The sequence below is a fragment of the Serratia sp. CY29653 genome (genome assembly GCF_052169255.1).
In the GTDB taxonomy this organism is placed as follows: domain Bacteria; phylum Pseudomonadota; class Gammaproteobacteria; order Enterobacterales; family Enterobacteriaceae; genus Serratia; species Serratia sarumanii.
In genome coordinates this window covers 511,410-530,362 of record NZ_JBJNLC010000002.1, presented here as the reverse complement: position 1 = coordinate 530,362, position 18,953 = coordinate 511,410, and the positions used below count along the sequence as shown (strand labels likewise).

The window sequence follows — 18,953 nt, the reverse complement described above, 5'->3', positions numbered from 1 at the left end:
ATGGCAAGCAGGCGCGCTTTCCGGTACTATGCGGCGGTTTTTGAGTCAATGAGGCCGTAATAATGGCAACCACGCTGTTTAAAGATTTTCAGTTTGAAGCCGCACACCGTTTGCCGCATGTACCGGAGGGCCACAAATGCGGCCGTCTGCATGGGCATTCGTTTATGGTGCGTCTGGAAGTGACCGGTGACGTGGATCCCCACACCGGTTGGGTGATGGATTTCGCCGAGCTCAAGGCTGTGTTTTCCCCGATCTGGGAGCGGCTGGATCACCATTATCTGAACGATATTCCAGGATTGGAAAATCCCACCAGCGAAGTGCTCGCCGCCTGGATTTGGCAGCAGCTCAAGCCCCAGTTGCCGGAACTGACTGCGGTGATGGTGAAAGAGACCTGTACTGCGGGATGCGTATATAAAGGTTAAAAGAAAGGGCGCCCAAGGGCGCCCTGATTTTAGGCGATGTTCAGATACTTGTGGGTCTGCATCGACAGCCGCCAGTTGCGCGCGATGCAGGTTTCGATGCACAGGCGGGTCGCCTCTTCTTTCTGGCTGATCGGCTGCAGCGCGATAATGCGCGCCTTGTCGTCCTGCAGCGTCGCCAGCAGCGCGTCCAGCGCCTCGATGTCGCGCTCGCGCGCCACCGGATGCTTCACCTCGTCGGCGCGCCGCAGCGCCTGATCCAACACCTTCATGCCGCCGCGCATATTCACCTTCGGCGAAACCGTCACCCAGGTCTTGGCGGAACAGCGAATGTCGTGGGTGCCGCTGGTCTCAATCTGGCAGCCGTAGCCATGCTGTTCGAACAGCTCGGTCAGCGGCGTCAGATCGTAGATGCAGGGTTCGCCGCCGGTGATCACCACATGGCGCGCGGTGTAACCTTGTTGGCGCATCACCGCCAGCAGCTGCTCGGCGCCGGCATTGCCCCAGGCGTCGCTTTCCTCTGTTTTGACCAGGATCCGTTGCAGGTCGACTTCCCGATTGGCTTCCTTTTCCCAGGTATGTTTGGTATCGCACCAACTGCACCCTACCGGGCAGCCCTGCAGGCGGATGAAAATGGCCGGCACGCCGGTGAAAAAGCCTTCGCCCTGCAAGGTTTGGAACATCTCATTGATCGGGTACTGCATCGGTTTCTCAATCTGGAAAAGTAAAAAGCGATTATCGCAGATTCCGGCCCGCCGACCAAACGGCCAAAATTGTATTAAATTTTATTCTCCGCGCCGCCGCCAGCATATCCCACCGCCAATGGCGCTCATTTAATTTGTGAGTCGTGCTTTGGCCTTTCATCCGCGGTGCAACCTGCTCCACAGAAAACAACACGCAGTTAACAAATAAGATAATTATATTTGACATAAAGCGCCGACGCGCAGATGTATATACAAGCAAACACAAGCCGAGCGCCAGTTTCGGCCACGTTCCATCCATCACGACTACATCTGCGTTTAGAGGGTGCCATGACTCATTCCACCAGCGAGTTGAACATTCAGCAGGCCATCGACGACAGCAAGTTTTCGCTGTTTCACTGGACCCTGATCATTCTCGGATTCCTGATCCTCGCCATCGACGGTTTCGATACCGCCGCCATGGGCTATATCGCCCCCTCGGTCGCCAAAGACTGGGGCATCGTCAAACAGGATCTGGGGCCGGTGCTGAGCGCCGCGCTGCTGGGGCTGTCGCTCGGCGCGCTGATCGCCGGGCCAATCTCCGACCGCATCGGCCGCAAGCGCGTGCTGGTGTTTTCCTGCCTGTTCTTCGGCCTGTCGAGCCTGGCCACCGCCTACGCCGGCTCGCTCAATAGCCTGACGCTGTGGCGTTTCCTCACCGGCCTCGGGCTGGGAGCGGCAATGCCCAACGCCATCACGCTGATCTCCGAATACGCGCCGCAGCGCTGCCGTTCGCTGGCGATCAACACCATGTACTGCGGTTTCCCGCTGGGCGCGGCCGGCGGCGGCGCCATTTCATCGTGGCTGATCCCGAGCTACGGCTGGCACAGCGTGCTGCTGCTCGGCGCCATTGCGCCGTTGGCGTTGACGGTTTTGCTGATCCTGCTGCTGCCGGAATCGGTCAAATACATGGTCAACCGCGGGCAGGATGCGGCGAAGATCAAGCGCATCGCACAGCGCTTCGTCAGCCAGAGCCTGGACGGCGTGACGCGTTTTTACCTGTACGAAGAGAAGCTGACGCACACCAAGACCAGCGTCGGCCTGCTGTTCAGCCGCCCTTACCTGCTCGGCACGCTGATGCTGTGGCTGACCTACTTTATGGGGCTGGTAATCTACTACGTGTTGCTGAGCTGGATGCCGATCCTGATGCAGGGGCTGGGTTACCAGCTGGAGCAATCGGCGATGCTCACCTCGCTGTTCACCTTCGGCGGCACGCTTGGCATCCTGGTGGCCGGCTGGCTGATGGATCGCTGGAACGCGCATAAGGTGGTCTCGAGCGGCTTTGTCGCCACTGCCCTGCTGATCGTGGCGATGGCGACCGAGGACAAACACATCGTGCTGCTGGGCGCCTTCATCTTCCTGATGGGCGTCACCATGAACGGCGCGCAGTCCGGGCTGCAAACGCTGGCGGCCACCTTCTACCCCACCCACAGCCGCGCCACCGGCATCGCCTGGATGCAGGGCATCGGCCGCTTCGGCGGCGTCGCCGGCACCATGATGGGCGCCCAACTGCTGGCGATGCAGTGGGAGGTGCAGAGCATCCTGATGTTCCTGTGCGTGCCGGCGCTGATCGCCGCCATCGCCACGGTATGCAAAATGAGCCGCAAACCGACGCTACAACCGGCGGCCTGACCCTGACAAGCCTGCCACCGACGGCGGGCTTTTTCCCTGCGGCGATAGGGTTTGTTTATCCCCTGGCCGCAACTGTAATCAGTCTGTAAAAATATTGTGACTAGCCGCCCAAAAATGAGTCATTTTTAATTCATTTTTGCCGAACAGCTCACTTTTCTCCGGCTTTCCATACATGAAGCCGGCGATAAAAAATCGCATATCAAACTGATATAAAAAGAAAATAACTTTTTCTTATGCCACTTTTAAGCGGCAACTGGTCAGTGTTGCATATGCTTGTACATACAAGTATATGTTAATAAACCCTACGCATTGTTATGCCGTGGTACTCATCCCCCACCGCGGCATGGAATCTGCACCGATACTGTTTGAGGAAACTGCTGTGACTACAAATAACAAAGTTCGCAATGTCGATGTACGCGCGCCACGCGGCACACAATTAAACGCAAAAAGCTGGCTGACCGAAGCGCCGTTACGCATGCTGATGAACAACCTCGATCCTGAAGTTGCGGAGAACCCACACGAGCTGGTGGTGTACGGCGGCATCGGCCGCGCCGCGCGCGACTGGGATTGCTACGACAAGATCGTCGAAACGCTGAAAACGCTGGAGGAAGACGAAACCCTGCTGGTGCAGTCCGGCAAGCCGGTCGGCGTCTTCAAAACCCACAGCAACGCGCCGCGCGTGCTGATCGCCAACTCCAACCTGGTGCCCCACTGGGCAACCTGGGAACACTTCAACGAGCTGGACGCCAAAGGCCTGGCCATGTACGGCCAGATGACCGCCGGCAGTTGGATCTACATCGGCAGCCAGGGCATCGTTCAGGGCACCTATGAGACCTTCGTCGAAGCGGGCCGCCAGCATTACGACGGCAGCCTGCAGGGCCGCTGGGTGCTGACCGCCGGCCTGGGCGGCATGGGCGGCGCGCAGCCGCTGGCCGCGACGCTGGCGGGCGCCTGCTCGCTGAACATCGAATGTCAGCAGAGCCGCATCGATTTCCGCCTGAAAACCCGCTACGTCGATGAGCAGGCCAACGATCTGGACGACGCGCTGGCCCGCATCAAAAAATACACCTCAGAAGGCAAAGCCATCTCCATCGCCCTGTGCGGCAACGCGGCGGAAATTCTGCCTGAGCTGGTTCGCCGCGGCGTGCGCCCGGACATGGCCACCGATCAGACCAGCGCCCACGATCCGCTGAACGGCTACCTGCCGAAAGGCTGGAGCTGGGAAGAATATCGCCAGCGCGCCCAGACCGAGCCGGCTAAAGTGGTCGCCGCCGCCAAGCAGTCGATGGCCGATCACGTCAAAGCCATGCTGGCCTTCCAGCAGATGGGCGTGCCGACCTTCGACTACGGCAACAACATTCGGCAGATGGCGAAAGAAACCGGCGTCGACAACGCCTTCGACTTCCCGGGCTTCGTGCCGGCCTACATCCGTCCGCTGTTCTGCCGCGGCATCGGGCCATTCCGCTGGGCGGCGCTGTCCGGCGATCCGCAGGACATCTACAAAACCGACGCCATGGTGAAAGAGCTGATCCCGGATGACGAACACCTGCACCGCTGGCTGGACATGGCGCGCGAGCGCATCAGCTTCCAGGGCCTGCCGGCGCGCATCTGCTGGGTTGGCCTCGGCCAGCGCGCCAAGCTGGGCCTGGCGTTCAACGAAATGGTGCGCCGGGGCGAACTGTCCGCCCCGATCGTCATCGGCCGCGACCACCTGGATTCCGGCTCCGTTTCCAGCCCGAACCGTGAAACCGAAGCGATGAAAGACGGCTCCGATGCGGTTTCCGACTGGCCGTTGCTGAACGCCCTGCTGAACACCGCCAGCGGCGCCACCTGGGTTTCCCTGCACCACGGCGGCGGCGTCGGCATGGGCTTCTCCCAACACTCCGGCATGGTGATCGTCTGCGACGGCACCGACGAAGCCGCCGAGCGCATCGCCCGCGTCCTGCACAATGACCCGGCTACCGGGGTCATGCGTCACGCCGACGCCGGTTACGATATCGCTATCGACTGCGCCCGCGAGCAAGGCCTGAACCTGCCGATGGTTGCCGCGACCCAAGGAGAAAAAGCATGAAAGCGCTGACTATTCGCCCAGGCAAACTGACGCTGGCCCAGCTACGCGACGTCTATCAACACCCGGTGACGCTGACGCTGGACGACAACGCCTACGGTCCTATCCAGCAGAGCGTGGCCTGCGTGGAGCGCATCGTTGAAGAAAACCGCACCACTTACGGCATCAACACCGGGTTTGGCCTGCTGGCTTCGACGCGCATCGCCCGCGACGATCTGGAAAACCTGCAGCGTTCGATCGTGCTGTCGCACGCCGCCGGCGTGGGCGAGCCGACCGACGACAACCTGGTGCGCCTGATCATGGTGCTGAAGATCAACAGCCTGTCGCGCGGCTTCTCCGGCATTCGTCTGGAAGTCATCCAGGCGCTGATCGCGCTGGTCAACGCCGAAGTTTATCCGCATATCCCGTTGAAGGGCTCGGTCGGCGCTTCCGGCGACCTGGCGCCGCTGGCGCACATGAGCCTGGTGTTGCTGGGCGAAGGCCAGGCGCGCCATCAGGGGCAATGGCTGCCGGCGACCGAAGCGCTGGCCAAGGCCGGTCTGAAACCGCTGACGCTGGCGGCGAAAGAGGGCCTGGCGCTGCTGAACGGCACCCAGGTCTCCGCCGCCTTCGCGCTACGTGGCCTGTTCGATGCCGAAGATCTGTTCGCCGCCGCGACCGTGGCGGGCAGCCTGACGGTGGAAGCGGCGCTGGGCTCTCGCAGCCCGTTCGATGCGCGTATCCACGAGGTGCGCGGCCAGCGCGGCCAGATCGACGCCGCCCTCGCCTATCGCCACCTGCTCGGCGCGCGCAGCGAAGTCTCCGACTCGCACCGCAACTGTGAAAAAGTGCAGGATCCTTACTCCCTGCGCTGCCAGCCACAGGTAATGGGCGCCTGCCTGACGCAGATCCGCCAGGCCGCCGAGGTGCTGGAAATTGAAGCCAACGCCGTCTCCGATAACCCGCTGGTGTTCGCCGAACAGGGCGACGTGCTGTCCGGCGGCAACTTCCACGCCGAACCGGTAGCGATGGCCGCCGACAACCTGGCGCTGGCGTTTGCCGAAATCGGTTCGCTGTCCGAACGCCGCATCTCGCTAATGATGGACAAGCACATGTCGCAGCTGCCACCGTTCCTGGTGGAAAACGGCGGCGTGAACTCCGGCTTCATGATCGCCCAGGTGACCGCCGCAGCGCTGGCCAGCGAAAACAAAGCGCTGGCGCACCCGTCGAGCGTCGACAGCATTCCGACCTCCGCCAACCAGGAAGACCACGTTTCCATGGCCCCGGCCGCCGGTCGCCGTCTGTGGAGCATGGCGGACAACGTGCGCGGCATTCTGGCGGTCGAATGGCTGGCCGCCTGTCAGGGCCTGGATTTCCGCAACGGCCTGAAGACCTCGGAAGGTCTGGAGCAGGCGCGCCGTCTGCTGCGCGAGCATGTCAGTTTCTACGACAAGGATCGTTTCTTCGCCCCCGACATTGAAGCCGCCAGCCAACTCTTGGCGGCCGGTCACCTGACATCGCTGCTGCCTGCGGCGCTGCTGCCTAGCCAGGCATAATCATCACACACTGAATCACGCAGTTTGTTCTGCCCCGCCGGGTGCGTTCCACCCGGCGCGGGCAGCGCGTGCCTGTTCGGCAAACACTTAACGGGAAGCAACATGCGTAACGAAACGACACAACTCAGACGCGGACTAAACGCGCGGCACATCCGTTTCATGGCTCTTGGCTCGGCGATCGGCACCGGCCTGTTCTACGGCTCCGCCGGCGCCATCCAGCTGGCCGGCCCGGCCGTGCTGCTGGCTTACCTGGTGGGCGGCGCGGCGGTGTTCATGGTGATGCGCGCGCTGGGTGAAATGGCGGTGCACCAGCCGGTTTCCGGCTCGTTCGGCCACTACGCCAGCCACTATCTCGGCCCACTGGCCGGGTTCCTCACCGGTTGGACCTACACCTTCGAAATGGTGATCGTCGCCCTGGCGGACGTCACCGCCTTCGGCATTTATATGGGGCTGTGGTTCCCGGAGGTCGCCCAGTGGGTCTGGGTGCTCAGCATCATCTTGTTTATCGGCGCGCTCAACCTGTGCAGCGTCAAGGTATTCGGCGAGCTGGAGTTCTGGCTGTCGCTGGTCAAGGTCGCCGCCATCGTGGCAATGATCGTCGGCGGTGCAGCGGTGATGCTGTTCGGCTTCGGCCAAACCCAGCACGCCACCGGCATCAGCAATCTGTGGCAGCACGGCGGCTTTATGCCTAACGGCATCGGCGGCGTGGTCGCGTCATTAGCGGTGGTGATGTTCGCCTTCGGCGGCATTGAGATCATCGGCATTACCGCCAGCGAGGCGAAAGACCCCGCCAAAGTGCTGCCGAAGGCGATCAACGCCGTACCGGTGCGCATCTTGCTGTTTTACGTGCTGACATTGATGGTGCTGATGGCGATCTATCCGTGGAACAGCATCGGCCAGAACGGCAGCCCGTTCGTCGAGATTTTCAGCAACCTCGGCATCAGCTCCGCCGCCAACGTGCTGAACGTGGTGGTGATCACCGCCGCCATTTCGGCCATCAACAGCGACATCTTCGGCGCCGGCCGCATGATGTACGGCATGGCGCAGGACGGCCAGGCACCGCGCAGCTTCACCAAACTGACCGCCAGCGGCGTGCCGTGGATGACGGTGCTGGTCATGTCGGTCGCCCTGCTGTTGGCGGTGGTGCTCAACTACCTGATCCCGGAGAAGGTCTTCATGATCATCGCCTCGATCGCCACCTTCGCCACCGTCTGGGTGTGGCTGATGATCCTGCTGTCGCAGATCGTCATGCGCCGCACGCTGTCGCCGGAAGAAACTCGTGAGTTGAGCTTCCCGGTGCCGTGGTGGCCGGTGGCGCCGGCATTGGCGACCGCCTTTATGGCATTCGTCATCGGCCTGCTCGGCTACTTCGAAGAGAGCCGCATCGCGCTGTACGTCGGGCTGGTGTGGATCGCTTTACTCACCGTGGCTTACTGGCTGTGGGTGCGCAAGAAAGGCGGGGGTTCGCCGGTGACCGCGGCAACGCAGCAGATGTAACGCTCGCTTCTGATAAAACCCGCTGCGGCGGGTTTTTTAATGCGCCTGCGCCAATGCTTGCAGGACATCCGCCTGCAAGTCGTCAAACGCCTCCAGCCCGGCGGACAAACGCACCAATCCCTCGCTGATATGATGGCGCCGCCGCTCTTCGGGGCTGTAGGCCGAATGCGTCATGCTGGCCGGGTGTTGCGCCAGGCTTTCGCAATCGCCCAGACTGACCGCGCGTAAGATGAGCTGCAGCGCATTGAGGAAGCGAATGCCTGCACTCATGCCGCCCCGCAGTTCAAACGCCAGCATGCCGCCGGGGCGCGCCATTTGCCGCTGCGCCAACGCATGCTGCGGGAAGTTCGCCAGGCCGGGATAATACACCCGCTCAACCGCAGGATGCTCCGCCAACATCTCCGCCAGACGCTGCGCGTTATCACAATGACGATCCATGCGCAGCGGCAAGGTTTTCAAACCGCGCAGTACCAGCGCAGCATCCTGCGCCGACAGCACTGCCCCGTTCATGTCCTTAAGCCCCTCAAGCCGGATCGTCTGCGCCAGCGCCTCGCTCGTCACCGCCAGCCCGGCCAGCAGATCGCCGTGGCCGCCGAGGTACTTGGTGGCCGAGTGCACCACGATGTCGGCGCCCAGCGTCAGCGGCCGCTGCAGGTACGGCGTACAGTAGGTGTTGTCCACCAGCAGCAACGCCTGATGCCGGTGTGCAATCTCCGCCACTGCTGCGATATCGATCAGTCGCATGTTGGGGTTGGCCGGGGTTTCGCAATACACCAGCCGGGTGCGCTTACCGATCGCGGCGGCCAGCCGCTCCGGCCGGGTCAGATCAACATGGGTTATCTTGACGCCAAAGCGCGCCAGACCGTGATGAAAATAGCTGAAGGTGCACCCATACACCGTTTCATCGACGATCAGCTCATCGCCCGGGCTGAGCAACGTCCAGCAACAGGCGGTGATCGCTCCCATGCCGGAAGAGAACGCCACCGCCGCTTCCCCCTCTTCGAGGTTGGCGATGCGCTGCTCCAGCAGATTCAGCGTCGGGTTGGCGATACGTGAATAGAAATACCCCGGTTCGGTGCCGGCAAAGCAAGCGCCGCCATATTCCGCCGTGGGAAAGGTAAAAGTGGAGCTCATAAACACCGGCGGGCTCAGCGCCCCCTGATGCTGCTGAGGATCGTAGCCATAATGAATAGCGCGGGTAGCGAAGGCATGGTCAAGTTTGCCGGACATAACGACTCCTTATCTGAGTGAACGAAGCCGATTCAATTATTCATCGGAAGCATCCGGCGGCAACGCGCCATCCCGTGTACGCCGCCCGATAATTTGTAGAGTGCGCAGCAGCAGCATGACGCCCAGCAGGGTGTCCGGCTGCTTCAGCAAGGCGTAAGCCGCACGAAAATTGGCGGGCGGCGGGTTCAATTGCAGCTCGCTGTGCGCCATCTTCAACGCAGTCCCTCCCTCCCAACCGACCGTAACCAGCCCTTCGAATACGCCGGCCAGTTTTTCCACCAGCGCGTTGTCGGCGATATCCACTACGTCCGACAGCAACGACAGCAGATCGACCACGTTGTCCAGCCGCCCGCCGGCCAGCAGCGGCCGCAGTTTTTCCAGCAAGCCCGCCAGCGATTGGAGTTCATCACCATGCACCGTGCTTTCCGTCATATCAGCCCCCTTACCGTGGCCCAATACAGACCGCGGTTAAAACCGTTGCGCAGCATGCCGCCCACCTTGGTGGCCGGGGTCGGCAGCACGTCGTGACGGTAGTCGTACACCAGCGGCATGCCGGCATTCAGCCCCATTTGCGCGACCGCCTGCACCTTGCCGTCGTAATGGCTGACCGTTTGCCCCAGCCGTATTTCCGCCACGATGTTGTCAGCGATCACCGGCGCCTGATTGTGGCAAGAACCGCCCGCCTTGCTGACCGGCAGATCCACGGTGTCGCCTATCACGTATACGCCCTGCTGGCCGTACACCTGCAGCGTTTGGTGATCGGTCGGCAACCACCCCTCGCCGTTTTGAATATCGCTCAGGCCGGTGTTGCGCACCGCTTCCACCGCCCGGATCGGCGGCGTGGCCATCAGGATGTCAAACGGCTGTTCCTCCCCCTCGGCGGAATAGGCGATGTTGCGCTGTGCGTCCACCCGGCAGAGGGTAAAACCGCGCTGGTGACGGATATCGCGCGCGGCAAAAATGGCGGGCAGCGCTTCGCCGGTCGGGCGCTGCAAAAACAGGCAGTTCCGCAGCAATTGGGAAATGGTCGGGTAGGTATAGACGATCTCCACCGCCTTACGCACGCCGCGCCGCCGCAGATAGTCATCCAGCATCAACGTGGTTTCGATCGGCGCGATGCCGCACTGGTGGGGCACGTTGGGGGTTTCAGGGAAGGAAACGGTGATGAAGATACGCCCTTTCTCGATAGTCGCCAGTTTTTGCGCCAACCGCCTGGCGGCCTGATACTGGTAAAAATGATCGCCCGCCTGCGCCAGCCCTTCGATTCGCTCCGGCCAGGGGACGCAGCCGGTAGCAAAGACCAGAAAGTCATAGGAATAAATTTTACCGCTTTGCGTGGCTATATTTCGCTGTTTTAAATCGAAAGATTCCGCTTTATCAAAAATGAATTGTATTTCAGGGCGCAATAAACTCCGCTGTGAGCGCGTGAGTTCCTGCTTGAAAAAAGTATTGAACGCCACATACATAAATGCCGGTTTGTAATAATGCAGAGGTGAATCCGATATCATTAACAACTCAACTTTATTATTAATAATTTCTCGGTGCAATTTTCCGGCCAATATATTGGCCAGGATGGTGCCGCCGGTTCCGCCGCCGACAATGACAATTCGCTGTCGCATCAAGCCCTCGCTCAACCGGCCAGCAAGCCGGCAGTATTAAGGTATAGTGATGATGAAGGTCTACGGCAGAACGGCGAGAAATAAACTGCCTCATTGGCAGTCTAGTAACGAATAATTATAAAGCAAATAAAAATGGAATATAAAATAGACGCAGTTACTATCTTTAATAAAATTATCGGGTTAAATAAGATCACGTTTTCAATAAAAAACTTATTATTAAACTGACAATCATCACGAATTTAAAACATAAAAAAACCCGCCGAAGCGGGTTTTTATTTAACAACCGAATCGGTCGAACTTACTGGCCTTTAACTTCTTTCAGGCCGTTGAACGGCGCACGGTCACCCAGCGCTTCTTCGATACGGATCAGTTGGTTGTACTTAGCAACGCGGTCAGAACGGCTCATGGAACCGGTTTTGATCTGGCCAGCCGCAGTCCCTACCGCCAGGTCGGCGATGGTCGCGTCTTCGGTTTCACCGGAACGGTGAGAGATCACCGCGGTGTAGCCGGCGTCTTTCGCCATCTTGATAGCCGCCAGAGTTTCGGTCAGAGAACCGATCTGGTTGAATTTGATCAGGATGGAGTTAGCGATGCCTTTCTCGATGCCTTCTTTCAGGATCTTGGTGTTGGTCACGAACAGATCGTCGCCCACCAGCTGGATTTTGTCGCCCAGAACTTTGGTCTGGTAAGCGAAGCCCGCCCAGTCGGATTCATCCAGGCCGTCTTCGATAGACACGATTGGGTACTGTTTGGTCAGATCTTCCAGGAAGTGAGTGAACTCTTCGGAAGTGAAGGCTTTGTTGCCTTCGCCGGCCAGCACGTATTTACCGTCTTTGTAGAATTCGGAAGCCGCGCAGTCCATCGCCAGAGTGACGTCTTTGCCCAGCTCGTAGCCCGCCGCTTTTACCGCTTCAGCGATAACCGCCAGCGCTTCGGCGTTGGAACCCAGGTTTGGCGCGTAGCCGCCTTCGTCGCCCACGGCGGTGTTCATGCCTTTGGCTTTCAGAACTTTCGCCAGGTGGTGGAACACTTCAGAACCGATGCGCACCGCTTCTTTCAGGGTTTTCGCGCCAACCGGCTGAATCATGAATTCCTGAATGTCGACGTTGTTGTCAGCGTGCTCGCCGCCGTTGATGATGTTCATCATCGGCAGTGGCATGGAGAATTTGCCTGGGGTGCCGTTCAGTTCAGCGATGTGCTCGTACAGCGGCATGCCTTTAGAAGCTGCGGCCGCTTTCGCTGCTGCCAGGGAAACCGCCAGAATGGCGTTGGCGCCGAAGTTGGATTTGTTTTCGGTGCCGTCCAGCTCGATCATGATCTTGTCGATGTTCGCCTGGTCTTTGGCATCTTTACCCAGTACTGCCTGAGCAATCGGACCGTTTACTGCAGCAACGGCTTTCAGTACGCCTTTACCCAGGAAACGAGACTTGTCACCGTCACGCAGTTCCAGCGCTTCGCGGGAACCGGTAGAAGCACCTGACGGCGCAGCAGCCAGGCCTACGAAACCGCCTTCCAGATGAACTTCGGCTTCAACAGTCGGGTTACCGCGGGAGTCGATGATTTCACGACCGATGACTTTAACGATTTTGGACATTAGGTTTTCCTCAGTACAAGTTAAACTAAAACTCCAGACAAACAGCGCGCGGTTCTCACCGCGCGCCGCCTACCAAATATTTTATTTCACCTGGCGCTTCTGATGCTCGCCTGCGGCTTTCACGAAGCCGGCGAACAGCGGATGCCCATCACGCGGCGTAGACGTAAATTCCGGGTGGAACTGACAGGCTACAAACCACGGGTGATTCGGCAGTTCAATGATCTCGACCAGCTTGTTGTCGGCGGAACGACCGGCGACACGCAGCCCTGCGGCTTCGATCTGCTTCAACAGCATGTTGTTAACTTCGTAACGGTGACGGTGACGCTCGACAATGGTCGGTTCGCCATACAGCTGACGCACCAGGCTGTTGTCGATCAGGTTGCACTGTTGGCCACCTACGCGCATCGTGCCGCCCAAATCGCTTTCTTCGCTGCGCACTTCGACGTTGCCGTCTTCGTCGCGCCATTCGGTGATCAACGCCACCACCGGGTACTTACAGTCTGGCATAAACTCGGTGGAGTTGGCGTTTTCCATGCCCGCCACGTTGCGAGCGAACTCCATCAACGCCACCTGCATGCCCAGGCAAATGCCCAGGTAAGGAATGTTGTTCTCGCGCGCATAGCGTGCGGTCATCACTTTGCCTTCCACGCCGCGGTAACCGAAGCCGCCCGGGATCAGGATCGCGTCCAGCCCTTTCAGCACTTCCACGCCGCGGGTTTCCACGTCCTGCGAGTCGATCAGCTTGATGTTCACGGTCAGACGGTTTTTCAGCCCGCCGTGCTTCAGCGCTTCGATCACCGACTTGTAGGCGTCCGGCAGCTCAACGTATTTGCCGACCATGCCGATGGTCACTTCGCCGCCCGGATTGGCTTCTTCGTAGATCACCTGTTCCCATTCGGCCAGGTTGGCTTCCGGTGCGTTCAAGCTGAATCGTTTACAAATATAATCGTCCAGCCCCTGAGATTTCAATAGGCCTGGGATTTTATAAATAGAATCAACGTCTTTCAGAGAGATAACCGCTTTTTCCGGCACGTTGCAGAAAAGCGCGATTTTAGCGCGTTCGTTAGCAGGAACTGCGCGATCGGAACGGCAAATCAGCACATCAGGCTGAATACCGATGGAAAGCAGCTCTTTTACGGAATGCTGGGTCGGCTTGGTTTTCACTTCGCCGGCCGCCGCCATGTACGGCACCAGCGTCAGGTGCATGTACAGGGTGTGCTCGCGGCCCACTTCCACCGCCATCTGACGGATAGCTTCGAGGAACGGCAGCGATTCGATATCGCCGACGGTGCCGCCGATTTCCACCAGCACCACATCGTGGACTTCGCCACCTTCGATGATGCGCTCTTTGATCGCGTTGGTGATGTGCGGAATGACCTGCACGGTCGCACCCAGATAGTCGCCGCGGCGTTCTTTACGCAGCACGTCGGAGTAGATGCGGCCGGTGGTGAAGTTGTTGCGACGCGACATTTTGGTGCGGATGAAGCGCTCGTAGTGACCCAAATCCAGATCGGTTTCTGCGCCGTCTTCGGTGACGAAAACTTCCCCATGCTGAATCGGGCTCATGGTGCCCGGATCCACGTTGATGTACGGGTCCAGTTTCATGATGGTAACGTTGAGGCCACGGGCTTCAAGAATAGCCGCCAGAGAGGCTGCGGCAATGCCTTTACCCAGAGAGGATACGACCCCGCCGGTCACAAAAATATAATTAGTTGTCATGCTGAACCTGAGAGTTTAGGTTTAAAGACGATGGAAGAACCAGGACGGGAAAGTAGTATACCCGAACCTCTCCTGACCTACAAACGATCGTTTTGCTGTCCATCATCTCGGCCGCCCTCCCGTGTTCATCAGGGTTTACTCCGCCGGCGCCGCATAAACCCTCCAGGTAAAACAAAGAGTTAGCAGAGAAAATTTCTTTTTACCGCCCCTCAGGAGCGATAAAACGCCTTAGATTTCAGTTTGTTGCCCTTTTGCTGCCGCCGGCAACCATGCGCCTCTAACCTGACCGCAAGCTTAACCGTTTCAGCTTGAGTGAACCTTGTCGTCGATCAACATTGTCGCGGCGATTCAGCTTTCCTGACGTTTCACCTGCTGCCAGGCCTCTTCCATCTGCTCCAGCGTGGCGTCTTCAAGCCGCAGCCCGCTTTGCTGGACAATCTCTTCCACCTGGCGGAAGCGGCGCTCGAACTTGCGGTTCGCCGCCTGCAGCGCGTTCTCCGCCTTGTGGCCTAAATGGCGCGACAGGTTCACCGTGGCGAACAGCAGATCGCCGATCTCCTCTTCCAGCTTGCTCTCGTCGACCACCGCCTGGCGGGCTTCGTGCATCACTTCGTCGATCTCTTCGTACACTTTGTCCAGCACCGGGCCCAGGGTGTTCCAGTCGAAGCCGACCGAGGCGCAGCGTTTCTGGATCTTGTGCGCTTTCATCAACGCCGGCAGCGCCTGCGGAATGTCGTCCAGCACCGAGTGCAGCGCTTTTTCGGCGCGCTCGCCGGCCTTCAGCTGCTCCCAGCGCGCCGCCACGGCTTCGCTGTCTCCGCCCTCGGCGTCACCGAAGATGTGCGGGTGACGGCGCTCCAGCTTGTCGCTGATGGCGGTGCACACCTCATCAAAATCGAACAGCCCCTGCTCCTTCCCCATTTGCGCGTAAAACACCACCTGAAACAGCAAATCGCCCAGTTCGTCACGCAGATCGGCATAGTCCTGCCGCTCGATGGCGTCCAGCACTTCGTAAGTCTCTTCCAGCGTATAAGGCGCAATGGTGGCGAAGGTTTGCTTGCGGTCCCACGAGCAACCGATCTGCGGGTCGCGCAGCGTTTTCATGATGTTCAGCAGACGCTGCAGCGGAGTGGATTGGGTCATAAAAAATCTCTGAGAAAGCATGGGGGCGCAGGGGAGCGCCCGCCGAATTCATGGATTTCGGGCCGCATCCGCTATCGATACGGCCCGAAAGGCGATGTGGGCTTAGTTGCCGTGCAGACGCTTGGCGTCTATCACGTCCGGCAGCTGGTTCAGCTTCGCCAGCACCCGGCTCAGCACCTGCTGGTTGTAGATTTCGATATCCATGTCGATGGTGGCCAATTGCTTCTTGGTGTCGCTGCGGCTGGCGACGCCCAGTACGTTGACCTTTTCGTTGGCCAGAATGGTGGTAATGTCGCGCAGCAGCCCGCTGCGATCGTTGGCCATTACGCGCACCACCAGCGAATAACCGCTGGAGTAGCTTTCGCCCCATACCGCGTCGACGATGCGCTCCGGCGCGTGCGATTGCAAATCGACCAGTTGATCGCAGTCCGCACGGTGGATCGAAATACCGCGCCCCTGGGTGATAAAACCGACGATGTCGTCGCCCGGGATCGGCTGGCAGCAGCGGGCGATGTGGTGCATCAGGTTGCCCACGCCTTCCACCACCACTCGGCCGTTGTCCTTGTTGCGGGTCGGCGGCGGCGCTTTCTGCTGCACCAGCTGGCGCAACGCCTCGCGATCCTGCTCTTCGGCGCTCGGCTTGTTGAACTTGCCCTGCAGGTAATTCACCATCTGGTTCAGGCGAATGTCCCCGCCGCCGATCGCCGCCAGCACCTCGTCCAGCGAGTTCATGTTGTAGCGCGGGATCAGCAGCTTCTCGGCCTCTTTCAGGCTGATGCCGAGGTGTTCCAGTTCGTTGTCCAACATCTGGCGGCCGGCGAGAATGTTCTTGTCGCGGTCCTGCTTGCGGAACCAGTTGTGGATCTTCGAGCGCCCGCGGCTGGTGGTGACGTAGCCCAGGTTCGGGTTCAGCCAGTCGCGGCTCGGGTTCGGCTGTTTCTGGGTGATGATCTCAATCTGATCGCCCATCTTCAGCTGATAGGTAAACGGCACGATGCGGCCGCCGATCTTGGCGCCGATACAGCGGTGACCGACGTCGCTGTGAATGTGGTAGGCGAAATCGAGCGGCGTAGAACCGGCCGGCAGATCCACCACGTCGCCTTTCGGGGTAAACACATAGACCCGATCGTCGAACACCTGGCTGCGCACTTCGTCGAGCATCTCGCCGGAGTCCGCCATCTCTTCCTGCCAGGCGATGAGCTTGCGCAGCCAGGCGATGCGCTCTTCGTAGCCGGAGCGCACGGTCACGCCCGCGCCCTCTTTGTACTTCCAGTGCGCGGCCACGCCCAGCTCGGCGTCTTCGTGCATTTGCCGGGTGCGGATCTGAATCTCGACGGTTTTGCCGCGCGGCCCCAGCACCACGGTGTGGATAGACTGGTAGCCGTTGGGTTTCGGGTTGGCGACGTAGTCGTCGAACTCGTCCGGCAGATGGCGGAAGTGGGTATGCACGATGCCCAACGCCGCATAGCAATCCTGCAGGCGCTCCGCCACGATGCGCACCGCGCGCACGTCGAACAGTTCGTCGAACGCCAGGTGCTTTTTCTGCATCTTGCGCCAGATGCTGTAGATGTGTTTCGGCCGGCCGTAGATCTCCACCCGAATGCCTTCGCTGGCCATTTCGGCGCGCAGCCCGGCGACGAAATCGTCGATGAACTGTTCGCGATCGATGCGGCGCTCATGCAACAGCTTGGCGATGCGCTTGTATTCTTCCGGATGCAGGTAGCGGAAGCAGAAATCTTCCAGTTCCCACTTCAGCTGGCCGATGCCGAGCCGGTTGGCCAGCGGGGCGTAGATGTTGGAACACTCTTTCGCCGCCAGCACGCGCTCGTCTTCCGGCGCGTCTTTCACCTCGCGCAGGTGAGCGATGCGCTCCGCCAGCTTGATGACCACGCAGCGGAAATCCTCCACCATCGCCAACAGCATGCGGCGCACGTTGTCGACCTGTTCGGAAGCCATCGAGTCGTTTTGGGTGGCTTTCAGTTGGCGAATGGCGTCCATGTCGCGCACGCCGTGCACCAGCGCGACGATGCCCTTGCCGAACGCTTCGGTCAGGGTCTCTTCCTGCACGATGCCGGCGTCCACCAGCGGGAACAGCAGCGCAGCGCGCATGCTGTCGTTGTCCATGCTCAGCGTCGAGAGGATTTCCACCATCTCCAGACCACGCCACAGCAGCAGCGAGGCGTCGGGGTGATTCTGGGTCTGCTGCTCACAATAACGCCAGGTTGCGGCCAATCGCTCACATGACTGCGGGTTAGGTAGCCCCAAGCCGGCTATCCACTCATCGAGAGCGAACTCACCCGCCGTATTCAGATGTGCACTTCTTACCGCAACCATAACTTCTCCCTACTTTGCAGCGACCTCTGGCGCGCGCTCGTTGATAAACAGCGCCATTGATTCAAGATGCCCCGTGTGCGGAAACATATCCAACATCCGCACGCGCGCAAGACGATAACCGGCGCTCAACAGCACTTTGCTGTCGCGAGCCAGCGTGGTGGGGTTACAGGAAACATACACCACCCGCGCCGGCGCCAGTTTTACAATGTGTGACATCACCCCGGCCGCACCGGCGCGGGCGGGATCCAGCATCACCTTATCAAACCCTTGTGCTGCCCAAGGTTGCCGCGCAACGTCGTCCTCCAGATTCTCGTGGAAGAACGATGCATTATTCAGCTTATTCTTATGTGCATTATATTGCCCATTCGCTACCAGCGTGGCAACACCTTCGATGCCCACCACCGCAGCGGCGCGGCGCGCCAGAGGCAGGGTAAAATTGCCCATGCCGCAGAACAGGTCCAGCACCCGATCATTGGGTTGAATGTCGAGCCATTCAAGGGCCTGCGCCACCATTTGTTGGTTTACGGCGTCATTGACCTGAATAAAGTCGCGCGGGCTGAAGTCTAAGCGTAGCCCGTCAACCTGATAATACGGCGTGTCACCGCACAGTTTTTCCACGCGATCGCTGTCCGGCGCCAGGTAAACGGCGAGGTTTTCCCGCTCGCCAAACGCCAACAACGCCTGCCGATCCGCCTCTTTCAGCGCGTCGAGATGGCGCAGCACCAGCAGCGGGCCGTTATCCGCCAGCACCAGCTCTACATGCCCCAGCCGCCGTACCGCCTGCAGCCCGCTCAGGCAGGCGCGCACCGGCGCCAGCAGCCGTTCCAGCTCCGGCCGCAGCACCGGGCAGTGCTCCACCGCCACCAGCTCGCTGGAGGCCGCCTGGCGAAAGCCCATCATCAGGCGCTGCGCCTTGGGCTGCCACGCCAGGCTCAGGCGGGCGCGACGGCGATAGCCGTATTCCGGGCCGGCGATCACCGGCTCCTGCTGCGGGGTCACCCCGGTTTCGCGGGCGATCATGCGCACCAGCGCCGCCGCCTTGCTCTGCTGTTGCAGCGCCTCATCCGCATGCTGCTGCTGGCAGCCGCCGCACACGCCGAAATGCGGGCAGCGCGGCGCCACCCGCTGTGGGCTGCGGCTCAGCAAGCGTTTTAGCTTGCCTTTGGCGAACTGGCGCTTATCTTCGGTCAGCTGGATTTCCGCCTGCTCGCCCGGCAATACGCCCGGCACGAACACCGCTTTGCCGTCGTGGCGCGCCACGCCCTGGCCGAAAGGATCGAGATCGCTCACCGTCACGGTGAAGATTTGTGAGCTCTGCCGGGTCGTCACGCGGCGTTTGGGAGAGTAGAATTGCGCCATATTTGTCGATTGTGTGCTGGTTCATTAAGCTAGTGTCAGCTGTCAATTCTCCCACATTGGAATC

At 60.0% G+C, this 18,953-nt stretch carries 14 protein-coding genes; 5 read left to right on the top strand and 9 right to left on the bottom strand.

Going from position 1 to position 18,953, the window contains the following annotated elements:
* Positions 1-62: 62 nt before the first annotated feature.
* Positions 63-422 carry a 6-carboxytetrahydropterin synthase QueD gene (queD, locus tag ACJ8HN_RS15990; protein WP_025301608.1) on the top strand — a complete coding sequence of 120 codons (360 nt, stop codon included), beginning with the start codon at positions 63-65 and terminating at the stop codon, positions 420-422.
* Positions 423-451: 29 nt separating this feature from the next.
* Here queD and queE read toward each other — a convergent pair whose 3' ends face one another.
* A complete protein-coding gene (queE, locus tag ACJ8HN_RS15985) occupies positions 452-1,123 on the bottom strand; it encodes a 7-carboxy-7-deazaguanine synthase QueE (RefSeq protein WP_047728915.1) in 672 nt (223 codons plus the stop codon).
* Between the two features lie 327 nt (positions 1,124-1,450).
* Between queE and ACJ8HN_RS15980 the strand changes: the two genes are divergently transcribed.
* The 4 genes from ACJ8HN_RS15980 (at position 1,451) to ACJ8HN_RS15965 (ending at position 7,891) form a co-directional block, all read left to right on the top strand.
* Positions 1,451-2,791, top strand: a complete 1,341-nt coding sequence (locus ACJ8HN_RS15980; RefSeq protein WP_033637149.1) for an MFS transporter — start codon at positions 1,451-1,453, stop codon at positions 2,789-2,791.
* Positions 2,792-3,170: 379 nt separating this feature from the next.
* Complete coding sequence (hutU, locus tag ACJ8HN_RS15975; RefSeq protein WP_442523696.1) at positions 3,171-4,862, top strand: urocanate hydratase; 1,692 nt, start codon at positions 3,171-3,173, stop codon at positions 4,860-4,862.
* On the top strand, positions 4,859-6,394 hold the full coding sequence (gene hutH / locus ACJ8HN_RS15970; RefSeq protein WP_025301604.1) for a histidine ammonia-lyase: 1,536 nt from the start codon (positions 4,859-4,861) through the stop codon (positions 6,392-6,394). The genes hutU and hutH overlap by 4 nt, the downstream gene beginning before the upstream one ends.
* Positions 6,395-6,496: 102 nt before the next feature.
* Positions 6,497-7,891 (top strand): amino acid permease, encoded by a 1,395-nt coding sequence (locus ACJ8HN_RS15965; protein ID WP_442523695.1) that lies wholly within the window; start codon positions 6,497-6,499, stop codon positions 7,889-7,891.
* Between the two features lie 36 nt (positions 7,892-7,927).
* Here ACJ8HN_RS15965 and ACJ8HN_RS15960 read toward each other — a convergent pair whose 3' ends face one another.
* The 8 genes from ACJ8HN_RS15960 to rlmD form a co-directional block, all read right to left on the bottom strand.
* Entirely contained in the window at positions 7,928-9,121 is a 1,194-nt protein-coding gene (locus ACJ8HN_RS15960) for a methionine gamma-lyase (protein WP_442523694.1), read from the bottom strand.
* 36 nt (positions 9,122-9,157) lie between these two features.
* On the bottom strand, positions 9,158-9,553 hold the full coding sequence (locus tag ACJ8HN_RS15955) for a hypothetical protein (RefSeq protein ID WP_077791442.1): 396 nt from the start codon (positions 9,551-9,553) through the stop codon (positions 9,158-9,160).
* The gene (locus ACJ8HN_RS15950; protein WP_442523693.1) at positions 9,550-10,740 is read right to left on the bottom strand and encodes an NAD(P)/FAD-dependent oxidoreductase; all 1,191 of its coding nucleotides are present in this window, start codon (positions 10,738-10,740) and stop codon (positions 9,550-9,552) included. Before ACJ8HN_RS15950 ends, ACJ8HN_RS15955 begins: the two co-directional genes overlap by 4 nt.
* A gap of 298 nt (positions 10,741-11,038) precedes the next feature.
* Entirely contained in the window at positions 11,039-12,334 is a 1,296-nt protein-coding gene (eno, locus tag ACJ8HN_RS15945) for a phosphopyruvate hydratase (RefSeq protein ID WP_033637140.1), read from the bottom strand.
* Positions 12,335-12,415: 81 nt separating this feature from the next.
* On the bottom strand, positions 12,416-14,053 hold the full coding sequence (gene pyrG / locus ACJ8HN_RS15940) for a glutamine hydrolyzing CTP synthase (protein ID WP_442523692.1): 1,638 nt from the start codon (positions 14,051-14,053) through the stop codon (positions 12,416-12,418).
* 348 nt (positions 14,054-14,401) lie between these two features.
* Entirely contained in the window at positions 14,402-15,196 is a 795-nt protein-coding gene (gene mazG, locus ACJ8HN_RS15935) for a nucleoside triphosphate pyrophosphohydrolase (protein ID WP_442523691.1), read from the bottom strand.
* A gap of 102 nt (positions 15,197-15,298) precedes the next feature.
* Positions 15,299-17,530, bottom strand: coding sequence for a GTP diphosphokinase (relA, locus tag ACJ8HN_RS15930; protein ID WP_342124770.1), 2,232 nt, complete (start codon positions 17,528-17,530; stop codon positions 15,299-15,301).
* Between the two features lie 9 nt (positions 17,531-17,539).
* Positions 17,540-18,889: a 23S rRNA (uracil(1939)-C(5))-methyltransferase RlmD gene (rlmD, locus tag ACJ8HN_RS15925; RefSeq protein ID WP_442523690.1), complete on the bottom strand. Its 1,350-nt coding sequence runs from the start codon at positions 18,887-18,889 to the stop codon at positions 17,540-17,542.
* Between the last annotated feature and the right edge of the window lie 64 nt (positions 18,890-18,953).